The sequence below is a fragment of the Uliginosibacterium sangjuense genome (assembly GCF_059132465.1).
The window spans coordinates 1201964-1218773 of the sequence record NZ_CP101132.1 but is presented as its reverse complement, the minus strand read 5'-3'; the positions used below and the strand labels follow the sequence as shown (position 1 = coordinate 1218773).

Annotated in this window: 14 protein-coding genes and 3 tRNA genes; 2 read left to right on the top strand and 15 right to left on the bottom strand. The window is 64.1% G+C overall.

The window, feature by feature from the left end:
- The 6 genes from NMB43_RS05505 to edd all read right to left on the bottom strand — a co-directional run bounded on the left by NMB43_RS05505 (position 1) and on the right by edd (position 8094).
- Positions 1–1851, bottom strand: coding sequence for a glucokinase (locus NMB43_RS05505; protein ID WP_494351150.1), 1851 nt, complete (start codon positions 1849–1851; stop codon positions 1–3).
- Positions 1851–2960, bottom strand: a complete 1110-nt coding sequence (locus NMB43_RS05500; RefSeq protein WP_494351149.1) for an ABC transporter ATP-binding protein — start codon at positions 2958–2960, stop codon at positions 1851–1853. The genes NMB43_RS05505 and NMB43_RS05500 overlap by 1 nt, the downstream gene beginning before the upstream one ends.
- A gap of 5 nt (positions 2961–2965) precedes the next feature.
- Positions 2966–3832, bottom strand: coding sequence for a carbohydrate ABC transporter permease (locus NMB43_RS05495; RefSeq protein WP_494351148.1), 867 nt, complete (start codon positions 3830–3832; stop codon positions 2966–2968).
- Positions 3825–4742 (bottom strand): carbohydrate ABC transporter permease, encoded by a 918-nt coding sequence (locus tag NMB43_RS05490; protein WP_494351147.1) that lies wholly within the window; start codon positions 4740–4742, stop codon positions 3825–3827. The genes NMB43_RS05495 and NMB43_RS05490 overlap by 8 nt, the downstream gene beginning before the upstream one ends.
- A 183-nt stretch (positions 4743–4925) precedes the next feature.
- Complete coding sequence (locus tag NMB43_RS05485; RefSeq protein WP_494351146.1) at positions 4926–6167, bottom strand: ABC transporter substrate-binding protein; 1242 nt, start codon at positions 6165–6167, stop codon at positions 4926–4928.
- Positions 6168–6267: 100 nt separating this feature from the next.
- A complete protein-coding gene (gene edd, locus NMB43_RS05480; protein WP_494351145.1) occupies positions 6268–8094 on the bottom strand; it encodes a phosphogluconate dehydratase in 1827 nt (608 codons plus the stop codon).
- A gap of 274 nt (positions 8095–8368) precedes the next feature.
- Here edd and NMB43_RS05475 point away from each other — a divergent pair, with 274 nt between their 5' ends.
- Entirely contained in the window at positions 8369–9337 is a 969-nt protein-coding gene (locus tag NMB43_RS05475; RefSeq protein WP_494351144.1) for a glucokinase, read from the top strand.
- A 118-nt stretch (positions 9338–9455) separates the two neighbouring features.
- Here NMB43_RS05475 and NMB43_RS05470 read toward each other — a convergent pair.
- From NMB43_RS05470 to NMB43_RS05460, 3 genes are all read right to left on the bottom strand, one after another.
- Positions 9456–9532, bottom strand: a tRNA-Asp gene (locus NMB43_RS05470).
- Between the two features lie 71 nt (positions 9533–9603).
- Positions 9604–9679: transfer RNA gene (locus NMB43_RS05465), tRNA-Glu, on the bottom strand.
- A gap of 32 nt (positions 9680–9711) precedes the next feature.
- Positions 9712–9787: transfer RNA gene (locus NMB43_RS05460), tRNA-Ala, on the bottom strand.
- A 145-nt stretch (positions 9788–9932) separates the two neighbouring features.
- On the opposite strand from NMB43_RS05460, the gene NMB43_RS05455 reads away from it, so the two are divergent.
- Positions 9933–11138 carry an FAD-binding domain-containing protein gene (locus tag NMB43_RS05455; RefSeq protein ID WP_494351143.1) on the top strand — a complete coding sequence of 402 codons (1206 nt, stop codon included), beginning with the start codon at positions 9933–9935 and terminating at the stop codon, positions 11136–11138.
- Here NMB43_RS05455 and NMB43_RS05450 read toward each other — a convergent pair.
- From NMB43_RS05450 to phbB, 6 genes are all read right to left on the bottom strand, one after another.
- Positions 11135–12541 (bottom strand): FAD-binding oxidoreductase, encoded by a 1407-nt coding sequence (locus tag NMB43_RS05450; RefSeq protein WP_494351142.1) that lies wholly within the window; start codon positions 12539–12541, stop codon positions 11135–11137. The genes NMB43_RS05455 and NMB43_RS05450 overlap by 4 nt on opposite strands.
- A gap of 4 nt (positions 12542–12545) precedes the next feature.
- Entirely contained in the window at positions 12546–12914 is a 369-nt protein-coding gene (locus tag NMB43_RS05445; RefSeq protein ID WP_494351141.1) for a DnaJ family domain-containing protein, read from the bottom strand.
- 12 nt (positions 12915–12926) lie between these two features.
- Positions 12927–14276, bottom strand: a complete 1350-nt coding sequence (gene rimO / locus NMB43_RS05440; RefSeq protein ID WP_494352117.1) for a 30S ribosomal protein S12 methylthiotransferase RimO — start codon at positions 14274–14276, stop codon at positions 12927–12929.
- 163 nt (positions 14277–14439) lie between these two features.
- Positions 14440–14979, bottom strand: coding sequence for a polyhydroxyalkanoate synthesis repressor PhaR (gene phaR, locus NMB43_RS05435; RefSeq protein ID WP_494351140.1), 540 nt, complete (start codon positions 14977–14979; stop codon positions 14440–14442).
- A 182-nt stretch (positions 14980–15161) separates the two neighbouring features.
- A complete protein-coding gene (locus NMB43_RS05430; protein ID WP_494351139.1) occupies positions 15162–15902 on the bottom strand; it encodes a beta-ketoacyl-ACP reductase in 741 nt (246 codons plus the stop codon).
- A gap of 85 nt (positions 15903–15987) precedes the next feature.
- A complete protein-coding gene (gene phbB, locus NMB43_RS05425; protein ID WP_494351138.1) occupies positions 15988–16728 on the bottom strand; it encodes an acetoacetyl-CoA reductase in 741 nt (246 codons plus the stop codon).
- Between the last annotated feature and the right edge of the window lie 82 nt (positions 16729–16810).

Here is a 16810-nt window from a genome sequence, read left to right as displayed (position 1 = left end):
TCAACTCAGGTGCGAGATGCGGCTGGGTCCCAGCTCGACCGCAGGGTCGCTGCCACTGTCGACGAAGTCGATCAGCGCCGCTAGCTCCTCCTTGCCCAGCGCCACACCGACCGCCAGCACGTCGATCACCAGCAGGTGCAGGATGCGCGAGATCATGGCAATGGCATTGGGGCTGTCTTCCACGTGGTCGACCGGGATGCACACCGTCGCGCGCTGCGCCAACGTGGAGTGGCTGGCGGTGATCGCGATCACTTTGGCACCACGCGCCAGGGCAGAGTCCACCGCCTCCAGCAACTCCGGCAGCTGGCCGCGGCTGGACACCACCACCACCACATCGCCGGGGCTCAGCAACTGCGCCGCCATGCGCGTGGTGTAGGCGTCCGGGTAGGCCACCGACGGGATGCGCAGGCGGAAGAACTTGTGCTGCCCGTCGTGCGCCACGATGCCGGAATTACCCATGCCATAGAACTCGATGCGCCGCGCCTCGCGCAGCACGGCGATGGCGGCGTCGATGGGGGCTGCATTGAGGCTCTCGCGGAAGCGCAGGATCGCCGACACCGTATTGTCGAGCACCTTGGCAAAGATGTCTGGCGCGGTGTCGCCGTGGCGCACCTGGCTATGACGCACCGGCACCGTGCCGGTGAGCCCGGTGGCCAGACGCAGGCGGAAGTCCGACAGCCCTTCGAAACCCAGCGAGCGACAGAAACGGATCACCGTCGGCTGGCTCACGCCGGCCTGGCGGGCCAACTCGCTGACCGAGTCGTTGAGTGCGGCACGCGGGTGACGCAGCACGAGGTCGGCCACACGGCGCTCGGCCGGCGACAGCATGGCGCGTCGCTTGCGCAGGCTGGGCAACAGCGCGTCGTGGCGATCATGGTCGCGCAGACGGTCGGCGAGGATCGCTGCCACCCCCAGGAAAGCCGGATGCTCGGCAGTGATCACATAGGTCGGAACCTGCGCGAGGTAGGCCGACATGCGTCCCTTGGCCTCGAAGCGCGCGCGGAAGGGCGAGCGGTCGAGGAACTCACCGAGACGCGGCACGATGCCGCCGCCAATGTAGATGCCACCAAAGGCGCCCAGGGTAACCGCGAGGTCGGCCGCCACCGTACCCAGCATGGCGCAGAAGCAGTTGAGTGCCTCGACGCACAGCGCATCGCTGCCGGCCAGCGCACGCGCGCCGATCTCGGGCGCCGTCAGCCCGCCTGGCAGGCCAGCCGCTTCGGCCAGCGCGGCATGGCACAGCTCCAGGCCCGGTCCGGACACCAGGCGCTCGGCCGACACATGCGGATATTTGCGCCAGGCGTACTGCAGCACGCGCAACTCGCGCTCGTCGGCCGGCGCAAAGCTGACGTGGCCGCCCTCGCTGCCCAGGGTGACCCAGCGATCCGCCGTCGGGATCAGACCCGACACGCCTAGCCCGGTGCCTGGCCCCAGGAGCCCGATCACCGCGCTCTCGCGTGGCGTACCCCCGCCGATCTGCCGACGCTGCTCGACTGGAAGCCGGGGCAAGGCCATGGCCAGCGCAGTGAAGTCATTCACCACCAGCAAGGTCTGCAGGCCCAAGGACTGGCGCAAGGCCTCGATCGAAAACTGCCAGTTGCGGTTGGTCATGCGCGCGATGTCGCCATCCACCGGGTAGGCGATGGCGATCGCCGCATGCTGGATCAAGGGCTCGCCCTGCCGTGCAAGGTAGTGACGGATGAGCGGCTCGATACCCGCGAAGTCCTCGCTGTGCAGGACCGCGACCGCGCCGATTTCACCCGGCGCCGACTCCAGCGCGAAACGCGCATGGGTGGCCCCGATATCGGCCAGCAGGCGCGGCCCGTCTTGATAAAGCTCGGCGTGGCCCATCAGCGGATGCGCGCCTCCGTCGCCGGATCGAAGTACACCGCCTTGGAGAGATCGAACAGGAGCTTCATGTCCTCGCCGGCCCGCGCGGCGAAGTCGGGGCACACACGACAGGTCACCTTGGCGCCATTGATGTTCACCAACAGCAAGGTGTCGGGGCCGGTGGGCTCGGCCAGATCAACCCGCAGGCTCTGTGTCACCACGCGCGGGTCGCTGCCATGCGAGTCGACCACCTCGGTGATCTGCTCCGGCCGGATGCCCAGAATGACCTCCTTGCCGAGATAGGCCTGCAAGCCCTCGGCATTCACGGCCGGGAAGGCGAAGTGCTGCCCGTGGCTCTCCATCTCCAGCCCCAGTCCGCTGCCCAGTTGCACGACGCGCGTGCGGATGAAATTCATCGACGGCGAGCCCATGAAGCCAGCCACGAACAGATTGGCCGGGTTGCGATAGATCTCGTTGGGGGTGCCGAACTGTTGCACCTCGCCGGCCTTCATCACCGCGATCTTGTCGCCCAGGGTCATGGCCTCGATCTGGTCGTGGGTGACATAGACGATGGTGGTGCCCAGGCGCTGATGCAGCAGCTTGATCTCGGTGCGCATCTCGACGCGCAGCTTGGCGTCGAGGTTGGACAGCGGCTCATCGAACAGGAACAGCGCCGGGTTGCGCGCGATGGCACGGCCCATGGCCACGCGCTGGCGCTGCCCGCCAGAGAGTTGCGCCGGGCGCCGATCCAGCAGGTGGCCGATCTGCAGGATCTGCGCCACGCGCTCGACCGCCGCGTCACGCTCGGCCTGCGGCACCTTGCGGATCTCCAGCCCGAAGGAAATGTTCTCGCGCACCGTCATCGAGGGATACAGCGCATAGGACTGGAACACCATCGCGATGTCGCGGTCCTTGGGCGACAGATCGTTCACCTTGCGGCCGGCGATATGCACCTCGCCCGAGCTGATGTCGTCCAGCCCCGCGATCATGGCCAGCAGGGTGGATTTGCCGCAGCCGGAAGGGCCGACGAGGATCAGGAACTCGCCCGGCTCGATCTCCAGGTCGATGCCTTTGAGGATTTCGGTCCCTGCATACGATTTGCGGACCTGGCGTAGAGACAATGCACCCATGTTGTTCAGCCCTTGACTGCGCCGGCTGTCAGCCCGCGTACGAAATATTTGCCCGCCACGATGTAGACCAGCAATGTGGGCAGCGCGGCGATGACCGCTGCGGCCATATCGACGTTGTATTCCTTCACCCCGGTGGACGTGTTCACCAGGTTGTTGAGCGCCACCGTGATCGGCTGGCGCTCGCCCGAGGAGAACACGACGCCGAACAGGAAGTCGTTCCAGATCTGGGTGAACTGCCAGATGACCGTCACCACGATGATCGGCCCCGACAGCGGCAGCACGATGCGCCGGAAGATCATGAAGAAGCCTGCCCCATCGATGCGCGCGGCCTTCACCAGCTCGTCGGGAATGGTCACGTAGTAGTTGCGGAAGAACAGCGTGGTGAAGGCGATGCCATAGACCACGTGCACGAAGATCAAGCCCGGCACCGAGTTGGCGATGCCCAGCCAACCCAGGGTCTGCGCCATCGGCAACAGGATGGCCTGGAACGGGATGAAGCAGCCCAGCATCAAGGCCATGAACAAGGCATCCGACCCGCGGAAGCGCCACATGGTCAGCACGTAGCCGTTGAAGGCACCGACCAGGGTGGAGATCAGCACCGCGGGCACGACGAAGGACACCGAGTTCCAGAAATAACCCTTGAGCCCCTCGCATTGCACGCCGGTACAGGCGCTGTCCCAGGCCTTGAGCCAGGGCTCGAAGGTCACGCGCTGCGGAAAGGCCAGCAGATTGCCGGCCTTCAGCTCGTCCAGGTCCTTGATCGAGTTGAACAGCATCACCGTCAGCGGCAGCAAGTAGTACAGGCAGCAGTAGGTGATGAAGGCGTAGAGCATCACCCTGCCGAAAGAGAGCTTGGTCACGGCCTTAGTCACGTCTTGTGCTCCTCAGCTCCGAATACATGAAGGGCACGATCACCGCCACCACGATCATCAGCATCACGATGGCGGAAGCCGCGCCCATGCCGATCTGGTTGCGTGTGAAGGCAAACGAATACATGAAGGTGGCCGGCAGGTCGCTGGCGAAGCCGGGGCCGCCGCCAGTGAGCGCCATCACCAGGTCGAAGCTCTTGATCGCGATGTGCGCCAGGATCATGAAGCTGGAGAAGAACACGGGGCGCAGACTGGGCAGGATGATTCGGCGGTAGATCGTCGGCATCGATGCGCCATCGACCTTGGCAGACTTGATGATGCTGTCATCAATGCCGCGCAGGCCAGCGAGGAACAAGGCCATCACGAACCCGGATGATTGCCAGATGCCGGCAATGACCACGGTGTAGATCGCCATCTCCGGATTCTTGATCCAGTCGAACACGAAGCTCTCCCAGCCCAGGTCGTTAACGACCTTCTGGAATCCGATGGAAGGATCGAGAATCCATTTCCAGGCCGTGCCGGTGACGATGAAGGACAGCGCCAGCGGGTACAGGAAGATCGAGCGGATGAAACCTTCGGCGCGAATCCGCTGATCGAGCAGGATCGCCAGCAAGAGCCCCATCGCCAGGCAGGCCAGGATGAAGAGGCCACCGAAGGCGGCGAGATTCTTCAAGGCCAGCCACCAACGATCGTTATCGAACAAGCTCAGGTATTGCTCGAAACCGACAAACTCGTAGCGCGGCAACAGGCGCGAGGGCGTCATCGACAGCACGGCTGTCCACAGGATGAAGCCGTAGAAGAACACCACGCAGATGACGAAGGTGGGCGACAACACCAGCTTGGGCAGGAAACCCTCAAGCGTGTCGAGCCAGTTTCGGCGCGCGGGCGATGCAAGAGTGTGTGTAGAGGACATGGGAGCCTCGGGTGTGTTGGGGCGGTCGGCCCTCTCCCGGCGCTGTGCGCTACCCTCTCCAGCCAGCGGGCGAGGGGCAAACCGGCAAGGCGCCAGCCTTCCCCTCTCCCACGACCGTGGGAGAGGGTGGCCGTCAGGCCGGGAGATGGCCGCGAAACAGTGAGCCTGCTTCGCAGCCGCCGCTTACTTCGTCTTGGCCGCCGTAGCCAGCTTCTTCACCGCATCCTTCGAAGATTCGTTGGAGTTGAAGAAGGCCGTCACCACGTCCTGGATCGCCCCGGTAGTCGCCGCCGGCACCGCCATCTGGTGCGCGATCGAGGGCACCAGGCCGCCCGCCTTGGCGGTATCGGCAAAGTCCTTGGACGACAACTTCGCGCAATCGTCGAACTTGGCCATCGACACGCCGCTGCGCACCGGGATCGACCCCTTGTTCAGGTTGAACACCTCCTGGAACTCAGGGCTCATCACCGCCGTGGCGAAGTTGGCCTGCGCCTTGGCGGCATCCGCGCCCGACTGCTTGAAGACGATGAAGCTGTCGATGTTGAAGGTGAAGGCCTTGTCGGTACCCGGCGCAGCCAGGCACAGGTAGTCCTTGCCCGGCACCTTGCCGGCCGCAGTGAACTCGCCCTTGGCCCAGTCCCCCATGAACTGCATGGCCGCCTTGCCGTTGATGACCATGGCCGTGGCCAGGTTCCAGTCGCGGTTGGCGGCATCCTTGTCGACGTACTTACGGACCTGGCGGAAGGTATCGAAGGCCTTCTCCATGGTCGGGCTGGTCAGCACTTTCTGATCCAGCTTCACAAGTGCATCGTTGTAGAACTGCGCGCCGCCGACGCCCAGCACGACCGACTCGAACACGGTGAAGTCCTGCCAGGGCTGGCCGCCATGCGCCACCGGAATGAAGCCGGCCTTCTGTATCTTCTCGGCTGCAGCCGGGAAGTCGGCCCAGGTCTTGGGCACCTCCGCTCCAGCCTTCTTGAAGACCTCCGGATTCACCCACATCCAGTTCACGCGATGCACATTCACCGGCACCGCCACGTAGTTGCCCTTGTACTTCATGACATTGGCCACCACGCCCGGCAGCAGGCCATCCCAGTTATTGGTCTTGGCGGTGTCATTCAGGTTGGCCAGCACCCCTTCGGCGCCCCACTCCTGGATGCTGGGGCCCTTCACCTGCGCGGCAGTCGGGGCCTTGCCCGAAACCACGCGGCTCTTCAGCACCGTCATGGCGTTCTCGCCGCCACCACCGGCCACGGCAAAATCCTTCCACTTGTCGCCCTTGGCCTCGATCATTTTCTTCAGCTCGGCCGCCGACTTGGCCTCGCCACCCGAGGTCCACCAATGCAGCACCTCGACTTCCGCCGCCTGCGCCACACCCAGACCCAGCGTCGCGAGTGCGACGACCAAGCGCTTCTTCGTGATCATGTCCAATCTCCTTTGGTGGATAAGGCGACACCGTGGTGTCGCCACTGCACGACGCGTCCGCAGTGCTCCCGCAGCGCAACTCTTGTGTTCTGTATCGGCGTCAGTCTTCGAGCGTCAGCACGGAAGCGCCCTCTTCGGCCGCGCTCACCACCGCACGCATATGGCCGAACAGGTCGCGCCCCATGCCGTACTGCGGCCGGCTGACGTCAAAACTCGCCGGGCTGCGCGCGGCCAGTACAGCATCCTCCAGCTCGACCTTCAGCACGCCCGTCTCGGCATTCAGCTCGATGACATCGCCATCCTGGATGCGACACAGGGGGCCGCCCGACGCCGCCTCCGGTGTCACATGGATCGCCGCCGGCACCTTGCCCGAAGCGCCGGACATTCGCCCATCGGTCACCAGTGCAACCTTGAAGCCCTTGTCCTGCAGGTTCGCCAGCGTGGGCGTGAGCTGGTGCAGCTCCGGCATACCGATGGCCTTGGGGCCCTGGAAACGCAGCACCGCGATGAAATCCGCTTCGAGCTCGCCGGCCTTGTAAGCCTTCAAGAAAGCCTCCTGGCTCTCGAACACGCGCGCCGGCGCACGTACCACACGATGCTCCGGCTTGACCGCCGAGACCTTGATGACCGCACGGCCCAGATTGCCCTGCAGCAGGTGCAGCCCACCATTGACGCTGAACGGTGCCGATACCGGAGCCAGAATGCCGGGGTCGCCACTGGCTTGCGGCGGGGCACTCCACTGCAGCTTGCCGCCTTCGAGCTGCGGCGCCGTGGCGTAGGGGCGCAAGCCCTGGCCCATGACGGTCCGCACGTCTTCGTGCAGCAGGCCCGCATCCAGCAGTTCGCGGATCAGCCAGGCCATGCCGCCAGCCTGGTGGAACTGGTTCACGTCGGCCTTGCCATTGGGATAGACCTTGGCCAGCAGCGGCACGACATGCGACAGCGCCTCGAAGTCGCCCCAGTCGATCACGATACCGGCCGCCCGCGCGATGGCCACGAGATGCAGCGTGTGATTAGTCGAGCCTCCAGTCGCCAGCAGGCCGACGATGCCATTGACGATGGCGCGCTCATCCACGACTTCGCCTATCGGCGCGAAGTCAGGCTGGCCATTGGTGATCTGCACCACGCGCCGCGCGGCCTCGCGCGTCAGCGCTTCGCGCAGCGGCGTGCTCGGTGGCACGAAGGCGGTGCCCGGCAGGTGCAGACCCATGATCTCCATGAGCATCTGGTTGCTGTTCGCCGTGCCGTAGAAGGTGCAGGTGCCGGCCGCGTGGTAGGACGCCGCCTCGCTCTCCAGCAGGGCATCCTGGCCCACCTTGCCAGCGGCATATTCCTGCCGCACCTTGGCCTTTTGATCATTGGAGATGCCGGTCGGCATCGGCCCGCCCGGCACGAAGATGAAGGGCAGATGCCCGAAGCGCAGCGCACCGATCAGCAAGCCCGGCACGATCTTGTCGCATACCCCCAGGCACAGCCCCGCGTCGAACATGTTGTGCGACAGCGAGACCGCCGTGCTCATGGCGATCACGTCGCGCGAGAACAGCGACAGCTCCATGCCATCCTGCCCCTGCGTGATGCCGTCGCACATGGCCGGCACGCCACCGGCCACCTGTGCGGTGGCGCCCACTTCACGCGCCGCCTGCTTGATCCATTCCGGGTACGCACCCAACGGCTGATGCGCCGACAGCATGTCGTTGTAGGCCGTCACGATGCCAATGTTGGGCGCCTTGATCGTCTTGATGCGCAGCTTGTCCTCGGCCGGACTGGCCGCGAAGCCGTGAGCCAGGTTGGTACAACCGAGCTGGCCGCGATACGGCGAGCCGGGAATGGCCGCCTGCAGGCGGGCCAGGTAGCGCGTGCGCCGTTCACGACTACGTTCGCGGATACGTTCGGTGACGGCCACCAGGCCGGGATGAAGCTTGCTCATGTGAGGCATCCAGAAGAAAGACGGGGCGCTTTTCAGCGTGCCGTGAGTGTAGTTGCGCTACATCCCCACATCAAGCCAAAAGCCCGCCCACGCCCGCCCAAGCTGAATTTCCGCATGAACAAAGCTCAATAAATAATATTTAATTCAATAACTTAAAAGTATAAAATTCTAAACTACGCTCAACTTATCAGCGTATACCCCAGGTCAACATGGCCACTACTGCTATGTAGTTTTGTTTCATATACTTCAGCCAGAGCCCACTCAGACCCGCACCATGCCCCACCCCACTACCTGGCCCCGTCTCGTTGGCGACATCGGTGGCACCAACGCCCGCTTTGCGCTGCTCGATCGCCTCGATGGCAAGCTGCAACACGTCCGTACGCTAGCCTGCCGGGACTTCAGCGGCCCCGCCGCCGCGATCCGGCACTGGGCCGACGAGACGGGTATCGGATTGCCGGCCGTGGGCGGCATCGGCATCGCCAACCCCATCCTCGGCGACCGCATCCAGGTCACCAACAACCACTGGAATTTCTCGATCGAAGAAACGCGCCGGCAACTCGGGCTTGAACGCCTGCAGTTCATCAACGACTTCACCGCACTCGCGCTGTCCTTGCCGCACCTGGGGCAGGACATGCTGCGCAGCGTGGGCGGAGGCATCGCAATGCCCGGCTGCGCCATTGGCGTGATCGGCCCTGGCACCGGCCTGGGCGTCTCCGGTCTGCTGCCGGTCGCGGGGCGCCACGCACCGATCGAAGGCGAAGGCGGCCACGTCACGCTCTCCACCCAAACGGAAGAGGAGCGCGCCGTGCTGGCGATCCTGCAGAAGGAGTTTTCCCACGTTTCGGCCGAACGCGTACTGTCCGGCCCCGGCCTGGTATGCCTTCATCGCGCCCTGGCCCAGGTGCGCAGCCAGACACCCGCCGCCCTTGATGGCCCGCAGATCACCGAAGCGGCGCTCGCCAGTCACGACGCCCTGTGTCGCGCCACACTGGACATGTTCTGCGCCCTGCTCGGCACCGCCGCCGCCAACCTCGCCCTAATCCTGGGTGCGCGTGGCGGCATCTACATCGGCGGCGGCATCGTGCCGCGCCTCGGCGACTACTTCGCGAAATCGCCCTTTCGCGCCCGCTTCGAGGACAAGGGGCGTTTTTCTCCCTATCTCGCCCGCATCCCCACCTGGGTCATCACCGCCCCCTACCCCGCGCTGATCGGTGCAGCGGCCGCATTGGACAATCTCGACTGAAGCACAGGCCGCATCCTCCGCGCCGGGCAAACAGTCATCGCCCGAACCATCCGGATACAGAGAATTGCGGAGGAAAGCACAAAAACAAAAACGCCCCTCGCGGGGCGTTTTTGCGTTTTGGCGGAGTGGACGGGACTCGAACCCGCGACCCCCGGCGTGACAGGCCGGTATTCTAACCGACTGAACTACCACTCCAAGCGTAGCGACTTGCATCGCTTCGCCGTACAACCCTGGACTTGCTCGGTTAGTACAAGTCCATCAAATTGTGGCGTCCCCACGGGGATTCGAACCCCGGTTATCGCCGTGAAAGGGCGGTGTCCTAGGCCTCTAGACGATGGGGACCCTAGTACAACTTTTTCTTCGCTGCGTTTGCTTGGTGGAGGTAAGCGGGATCGAACCGCTGACCTCTTGCATGCCATGCAAGCGCTCTCCCAGCTGAGCTATACCCCCGCTGCAGCGAAGAAGCGAAACTATAGACGCCACATAGCGATGTGTCAAGCACCTTTTCGCGTTTTCCGCATCCTCCTTGTACGTAGCCGTGTGCAAGGCCAAACGGGCAACGCATAATCCTTGGCCTCCCCCTTCCGTTACAGGCATGTCATCCGGCTTTCCTCCTTCGCGCTTCACCGCCCTGCGCAGGGTTCTCGTCGCCGACGCCCGCGCCTACGCGCAGACACACGGTCACCTGGCCGGACAAGTCACGCGCCTCGCGCCGTATCTCACCCACGGCCTGATCTCGGCAGCTGAGGTGTTCGACTGCTGGCGACTGCGCCACGGGCTCACGCTGCGCGACCGGCTGTGCCAGGAACTGGCCTGGCGTGAGTACTTTCAGCATGTGTGGCGGCATCGCGCGGATGGCATTCTGGAGGACATGCGACCGCCCCTTGCGGGCCATCGTCCCCTGAACCACCTACCGGCCGACATCCGCCGTGCCGCGACCGGCATTCCGGTCATCGATCTGAGCGTACGCGAGCTTTACGACACCGGCTATCTCCATCATCGCCAGCGCCTGTGGCTGGCCAGTTACTGCGTGCACGTGCGCAAGCTCGCTTGGCGCAGCGCTGCGGACTGGATGTACGGACACCTGCTGGACGGCGACCTGGCCTCCAATCATTTGTCATGGAAAGGCGTGAGCGGAAATTTCGGCAGCAAGCCTTACGTGTTCACCAACGACAATGTGCGCCGCTTCGCGCCCGCGCTGGACAGCCCGGGCTCGCTGCTGGACCGTAGCGTCGCCGACATGGAAAAGCTGGCCATGGATGGAAGCTCTCCGGCCGATGCACGCATCCTGGGATGTTCAGTGCGCGAACCCGAATTGCTGGCTCGACCGCCCGTACTGCAAAGCTCGCCGGGCTTGGCAAGCGCAGCACGCGCGCGCAAGGTTTCGCTGATCCACCCTTGGATGCTGGAGCGTCGGCCTCGGGCGGATCTCGTAGTCGGCGTGATCCATCTGCCCTTCCACGCCCGCTTTCCGTGGTCGGCGAAACGCTGGCATTTCGTGCTGACGCGCATGCGTGCGCTGTGTGATGTGTTCTTCGTTGGTGACCTGCAGCAGGCACACCACTGGCTGGATGAAGTGGACATCGCTGCCAGTGAGGACACACTCAATCCAGGCTATCGCGAAGCCTTGCGCCATGCGCGCGTGCAGCTCGCCACCACGCCGCGCGCACTGCCTGAGCCGGGCACGCAATGCGCGTCCTATCACGCTTGGTTGAAAGCCCTGATGCGTCTGGCGCCTGAACTCTTCGAGCGCTCGCTGGCGGACCAACTGGCCCGTCTGCGGCATGCCGAAGAAAACTAGATGACCTTGCCCGGATTCATCAAGCCGCGCGGGTCCAGGGCATGCTTGATCGCCTGCATCATCTCCAGCTCCACCGCTGACTTGTAGCGCCGGATCTCCTCGCGCTTGAGCTGGCCCAGGCCATGCTCGGCCGAGATGGAGCCGCTCAAGTCGGCCACGATGTCATGCACGATGCGATTGACCGCCGGGGTCTCGGCGATGAAAGAAGCATTCTCCTGGCTGATGGGCTTGGACAGGTTGTAGTGCAGATTGCCGTCGCCGACGTGGCCAAAAGCCACGATGCGCACACCAGGAAAAGCCTCGCGCAAGGCGGCATCCGCGCGCGCAAGAAAGCGCGGGATCGCACTCACCGGCACAGCGATGTCGTGCTTGATGCTGATGCCCTCAATGCGCTGCGCTTCGGAAATGTTTTCGCGCAGGGCCCACAGCGCCTGCGCCTGCGCTTCGCTGCTCGACAGCACGGCATCCAGCACGGCGCCGCGCTCCATCGCCGGCAGCAGGCCGGCTTCAAAGCGCGCGGACAAGTCCGCGTCAGCCGAAGCATCGCTGAGTTCGGCCAGCAGGTACCAGGGGGCGGGGGCACCGAGCGGATCGGAACAGCCGGGCAGATGCTTCAACACCAGTTCCAAAGCCGGACGCGCCACGATCTCGAAAGCCGTCAGGCCTTCGCCGCAACTCGCTCTCAGCTCACCCAGCAGGCGGATGGCCTCCTCCGCCTCGCCCAGGGCCAGCCAGGCGACACAACGCGTGCGCGGCAGGGGGAAGAGTTTCAGCACGGCGGCGGTAATGATGCCCAGCGTGCCTTCGGCACCAATGAACAGGTGCTTGAGATCGTAGCCGGTATTGTCCTTACGCAAGCCGCGCAGGCCATTCCAGACCTCGCCGCTAGGCAGCACCACTTCGAGACCAAGGGTCAGCTCACGCGTGTTGCCATAGCGCAGCACCTGGACGCCGCCGGCATTGGACGACAGGTTGCCACCGATCTGGCAACTGCCCTCAGCCGCCAACGACAGCGGGAACAGGCGCCCGGCCTCCTGCGCCGCGGCCTGCACTGCGGCCAGGGTGCAGCCAGCTTCGACCGTGATGGTGTTGTTGCCTGGGTCGACCGCCAGCACACGGTTCAGGCGCCCCAGGCTGATGACGACTTCATGCCCGCTGTCGCGCGGCACGCTCCCGCCCACCAGGCCGGTATTGCCACCTTGCGGCACCATCGGCACGCCCGCGCTGGCACACTCGCGCACTACCGCCGCGACTTCTTCGGTGCTGCCGGGTCGCAGTACGCAGCGCGCCCGACCGTGATAGCGCCCGCGCCAGTCGGTGACATAGGGTGCGATGTCTTTGTCATCGACCAGGACGTGGGGGCGACCGATGATCTCAACGCAGCGCGCAAGCAACTCGTCCATGCTCTCAGGCTTTCTCGGCAAGACGTCGGAAATAATCGGGCGGCACAACCAGTTGCGGTTTGCCGGTCTCGGCCAGCAGCAGGTTCAGGCGCGCCAAGCGTGCCAGCAGGCCGGTGCGGCCCCCCGCCTCGCATGGAGCCTCATCCTGGGTGGCCAGTTGTAGCGCCAGTGCCACCGCTTCCTTGTGCAGCTCCAACTCGGGCGGCACATAACCGGCGTTCTTGAGTACGCGGTAGGCCACGCGCAGTTCCTCGGGCACCAGGCTCAGGTCTTCGTCCGGCAGGGGCTGGCCCGCGCCAGGCAGGTCGTCGAAGGCCCCGGCGTCACGCGCCTGCTCGATACGCTGTTCGGCGATGCGGTCAAGCAGCCACATGACTCAGCGGCCTCACTCGTCGGCGTAGATTGGTTCAGCGTACAGGTCGTGCACGTCGCAATCGGTGACGCGCACGCGGTAGAAGCCGCCGGGCTCCATGTCGTGGCCCTCGGGGATCATGACCAGACCGTCGATGTCCGGCGCATCGCCTTCGGAACGCGCGATGGCGCCCTCCTCGTCGACGTCGTCGACCAACACCACGATCTCCTTGCCAATCTTGGCCTCCAGGCGCTGGGTGGAGATGTCTTCCTGGAACTCCATCAGGCGCTGCTTGCGCTCTTCGCGCAGTTCGTCCGGCACCGGATCCGGCAGCTCGTTGGCGGCAGCCCCCGTGACCGGGGAATAGGCGAAGCAGCCCACGCGATCCAGTTGCGCTTCTTCCAGGAAGCCCAGCAGCTCTTCGAACTCGGCATCGGTCTCGCCCGGGAAGCCGGCGATGAAGGTGCTGCGGATCGTCAGCTCGGGGCAGATCTCGCGCCAGCGCTTGATGCGCGCCAGGTTGTTCTCGGCACTGGCGGGGCGCTTCATCAGCTTGAGAATGCGCGGGCTGGCATGCTGGAAGGGCACGTCGAGGTAGGGCAGGATCTTGCCCTCGGCCATCAGCTGGATGATGTCGTCGACGCTGGGATACGGATAGACGTAGTGCAGGCGCACCCACACGTCCAGTTCCGACAGTTCCTTGCACAGGTCGTAGAGCTTGGTCTTGACCGGGCGGCCATTGACGAAGCCGGTGCGGTATTTCGTATCGACCCCGTAGGCGCTGGTGTCCTGCGAGATGACCAGGATTTCCTTCACGCCAGAGTCGACCAGCGCTTCGGCCTCGCGCATCACTTCGTGGATCGGACGCGAGACGAGATCGCCACGCATCGACGGAATGATGCAGAAGGTGCAGCGGTGGTTGCAGCCCTCGGAAATCTTCAGGTACGCAAAATGCCCCGGCGTCAGGCGCACGCCTTGCGGGGGAACGAGATCGGTGAAGGGATCGTGCGGCTTGGGCAGGTGCTGGTGCACCACCTCCATGACCTCTTCGGTGGCGTGCGGGCCAGTCACCGCCAGCACCTTGGGGTGCACCTGCTCGACGATCCCCTTGCCGGCTTCATCCTTCTTGGCACCGAGGCAGCCGGTCACGATGACCTTACCGTTCTCCTTGAGCGCCTCGCCGATGGCATCCAGCGACTCTTCCACCGCAGCATCGATGAAGCCACAGGTGTTCACGACCACCAGGTCGGCACCATCGTAGCTCGACGAGATGTCGTAGCCTTCGGCGCGCAGGCGGGTCAGGATGTTCTCGGAATCGACGGTGGCCTTCGGGCAGCCGAGGGATACGAAGCCGACTTTGGGCGTCGCGCCGGGGACGATGATCTTGCTCAAGGGATGGAACCTTCCAGAAAGACAGCGGGCGCAGCATGAAGGCTGCGCCCTGCGTGTCGTGTATTCATGTAAGTGGTTATTTTAGCAGCGGATTGCGACAGCTCCAAAAGCAAGCGGCGCCCGTGGGCGCCGCCTATGCCGAGCACACCTTCGCTTACTTCTTGTCGCCCGGGAACTGGAAGCCCGAGAACAGGTTGCGCGTCTGCGACTCGATCTGCTCCTGCATCTGCTGGAACATGCGCTTGCTCTGCTCCATGTAGGCCGACATCATGCTTTGCATGGCCGGCCCCTGGAAACTCAGGAACTGGGTCCACAGGTCCTTGCTCATCGGGCTGTTCTCGCCGTAGAGCGCACGGGCCTGGTCCTGCAGCTTGGTCTGCATTTCGGTGAAGGCCTTGATGTTGTTTTCCAGGTATCCGCCCATGAAGCCCTGCATGGCGCTGCCATAGGACCGGATCATCTGGGCCAGCACGTCGCTGGAGAACATAGGCGCGCCGCCGCTTTCCTCTTCGAGGATGATCTGCAGCAGGATGCTGCGCGTGATGTCTTCGCCCGTCTTGGCGTCGACCACCTGGAACTCCTCCTGACTGAGGACCAGGTCACGCACGTCGGCCAGGGTGATGTAGCAACTGGACGCCGTGTCGTAGAGCCGACGGTTCGGGTACTTCTTGATCAAACGAGGGTGCTCGGACATCTTTGTCTTCCTCCGATGGAAACCGGTTGATCGCTTGTTTTGCCTTTTCGTTCGCGCGACAGTGGGGCGATTATAACAACGGGACGAAACCTGCCCAGACGGGCAGGCTTCGATCCGGAACTATTTCTCGCTTGCCTGCAGCGCATGCGTCGGGAATTCCAGTTCCGCGACGCACCGCGGGGTCAGCACATGTGCAGACCGCCGTTGATGTTGATGGTGGCGCCGGTGATATAGCCGGCCTTGTCGGAGGCCAGGAAAGCACACAGGTCGCCGATCTCCTCCGGCTTGCCCAGACGCCCGGCCGGTACTTGGGCCACGATCTGGGCCCGCACCTCTTCCTTGATCGCCATGACCATGTCGGTGCCGATGTAGCCCGGGGCGATGGCATTCACCGTCACGCCCTTCTTGGCCACTTCCTGCGCCAGCGCCTTGGTGATGCCCAGGATGCCGGCCTTGGCGGCGGAATAGTTGGCCTGACCGAACTGCCCCTTCACCCCGTTGACCGAGGAAATATTGATAACCCGCCCAAACCCGCGCTCGGCCATCAAGGGCAGGATGTGGTGGGTGACATTGAACACGCTATCCAGGTTGGTCGCCATGACGGCGTCCCACTGGCCCTTGTCCATCTTGCGGAACATGGCGTCGCGCGTGATACCGGCATTGTTGATCAGCACGTCGATCTGGCCGATCTCGGCCTCGATCTTCTTGACCATGGCGCCGCATTGCTCGTAGTCGGTCACGTCGGCTTCACCTACGTAGAAGTTGAAGCCCTCGGCCTTGGTCTTCTCCAGCCACTCCTTGGCGGGCGGAAAATCGGGCAGACAGTTGGCCACCACCTTGTAGCCTTCATTGGCCAGGGACTTGCAGATCGCGGTACCGAGACCGCCCATGCCACCGGTTACCAGAGCAACGTTCTTCGCCATTTTGGAGCACCTCGCTAGTCAAGACGCCGGCCACGGGGGGAGTCGCGGCCGGCACATGCATCCGCCATCGCGGGCGGACGCGGGATCAATACATGTGCTGCCCCCCGTTGATCGAAATATTGGCCCCCGTCAGGAAAGCCGCCTCTTCCGAAGCCAGGTAGGCGACCAGGCCGGCGATCTCTTCCGGCTTGCCCAGGCGGGCGACCGGGATCTGCGGCAGGATCTTCGATTCCAGGATTTCGTTCGGGATGGCGGTGACCATCTTGGTACCGATGTAGCCCGGCGAGATGGTGTTCACGGTCACGCCGTGCTTGGCCACTTCCAGCGCCAGGGCCTTGGTGAAGCCGTGCATGCCGGCCTTGGCCGCCGAGTAGTTGGTCTGGCCGAAGGCGCCCTTCTGCCCGTTAACGGAAGAGACGTTGATGATGCGGCCCCACTTGCGTTCCATCATGCCGTTCATGACGTGCTTGCTCATGTTGAACACGCTGTCGAGGTTGGTGTGGATCACCGCATCCCAGTCGGCCTTGCTCATTTTCTTGAAGGTCATGTCGCGCGTGATCCCCGCGTTGTTGACCAGCACGTCGACCGGGCCGATCTCGCGCGTGACTTCCTCGATGCACTCAGCCGCCGAATCGAAGTCGGTCACATCGCACTTGAAACCGCGAAAGCCATAGCCCAGGTGGTGCATCTTGGTCAGCCACTCGTCTGCCGTCTTGTTGCCGGGCGAATAGGTGGTCGCCACCTTGTAGCCCAGCGCCGCCATCTTCATGCAAATCGCTTCGCCCAGGCCGCCCATGCCGCCTGTAATCAGCGCAACTCGAACCATCTTTTGTCTCCCACAAGGGTTCAGCCCGGTTGATTCAGTTCGCCGACGGCCCGGGCAGCCGGCGGCGAATCGCGGATTGTAC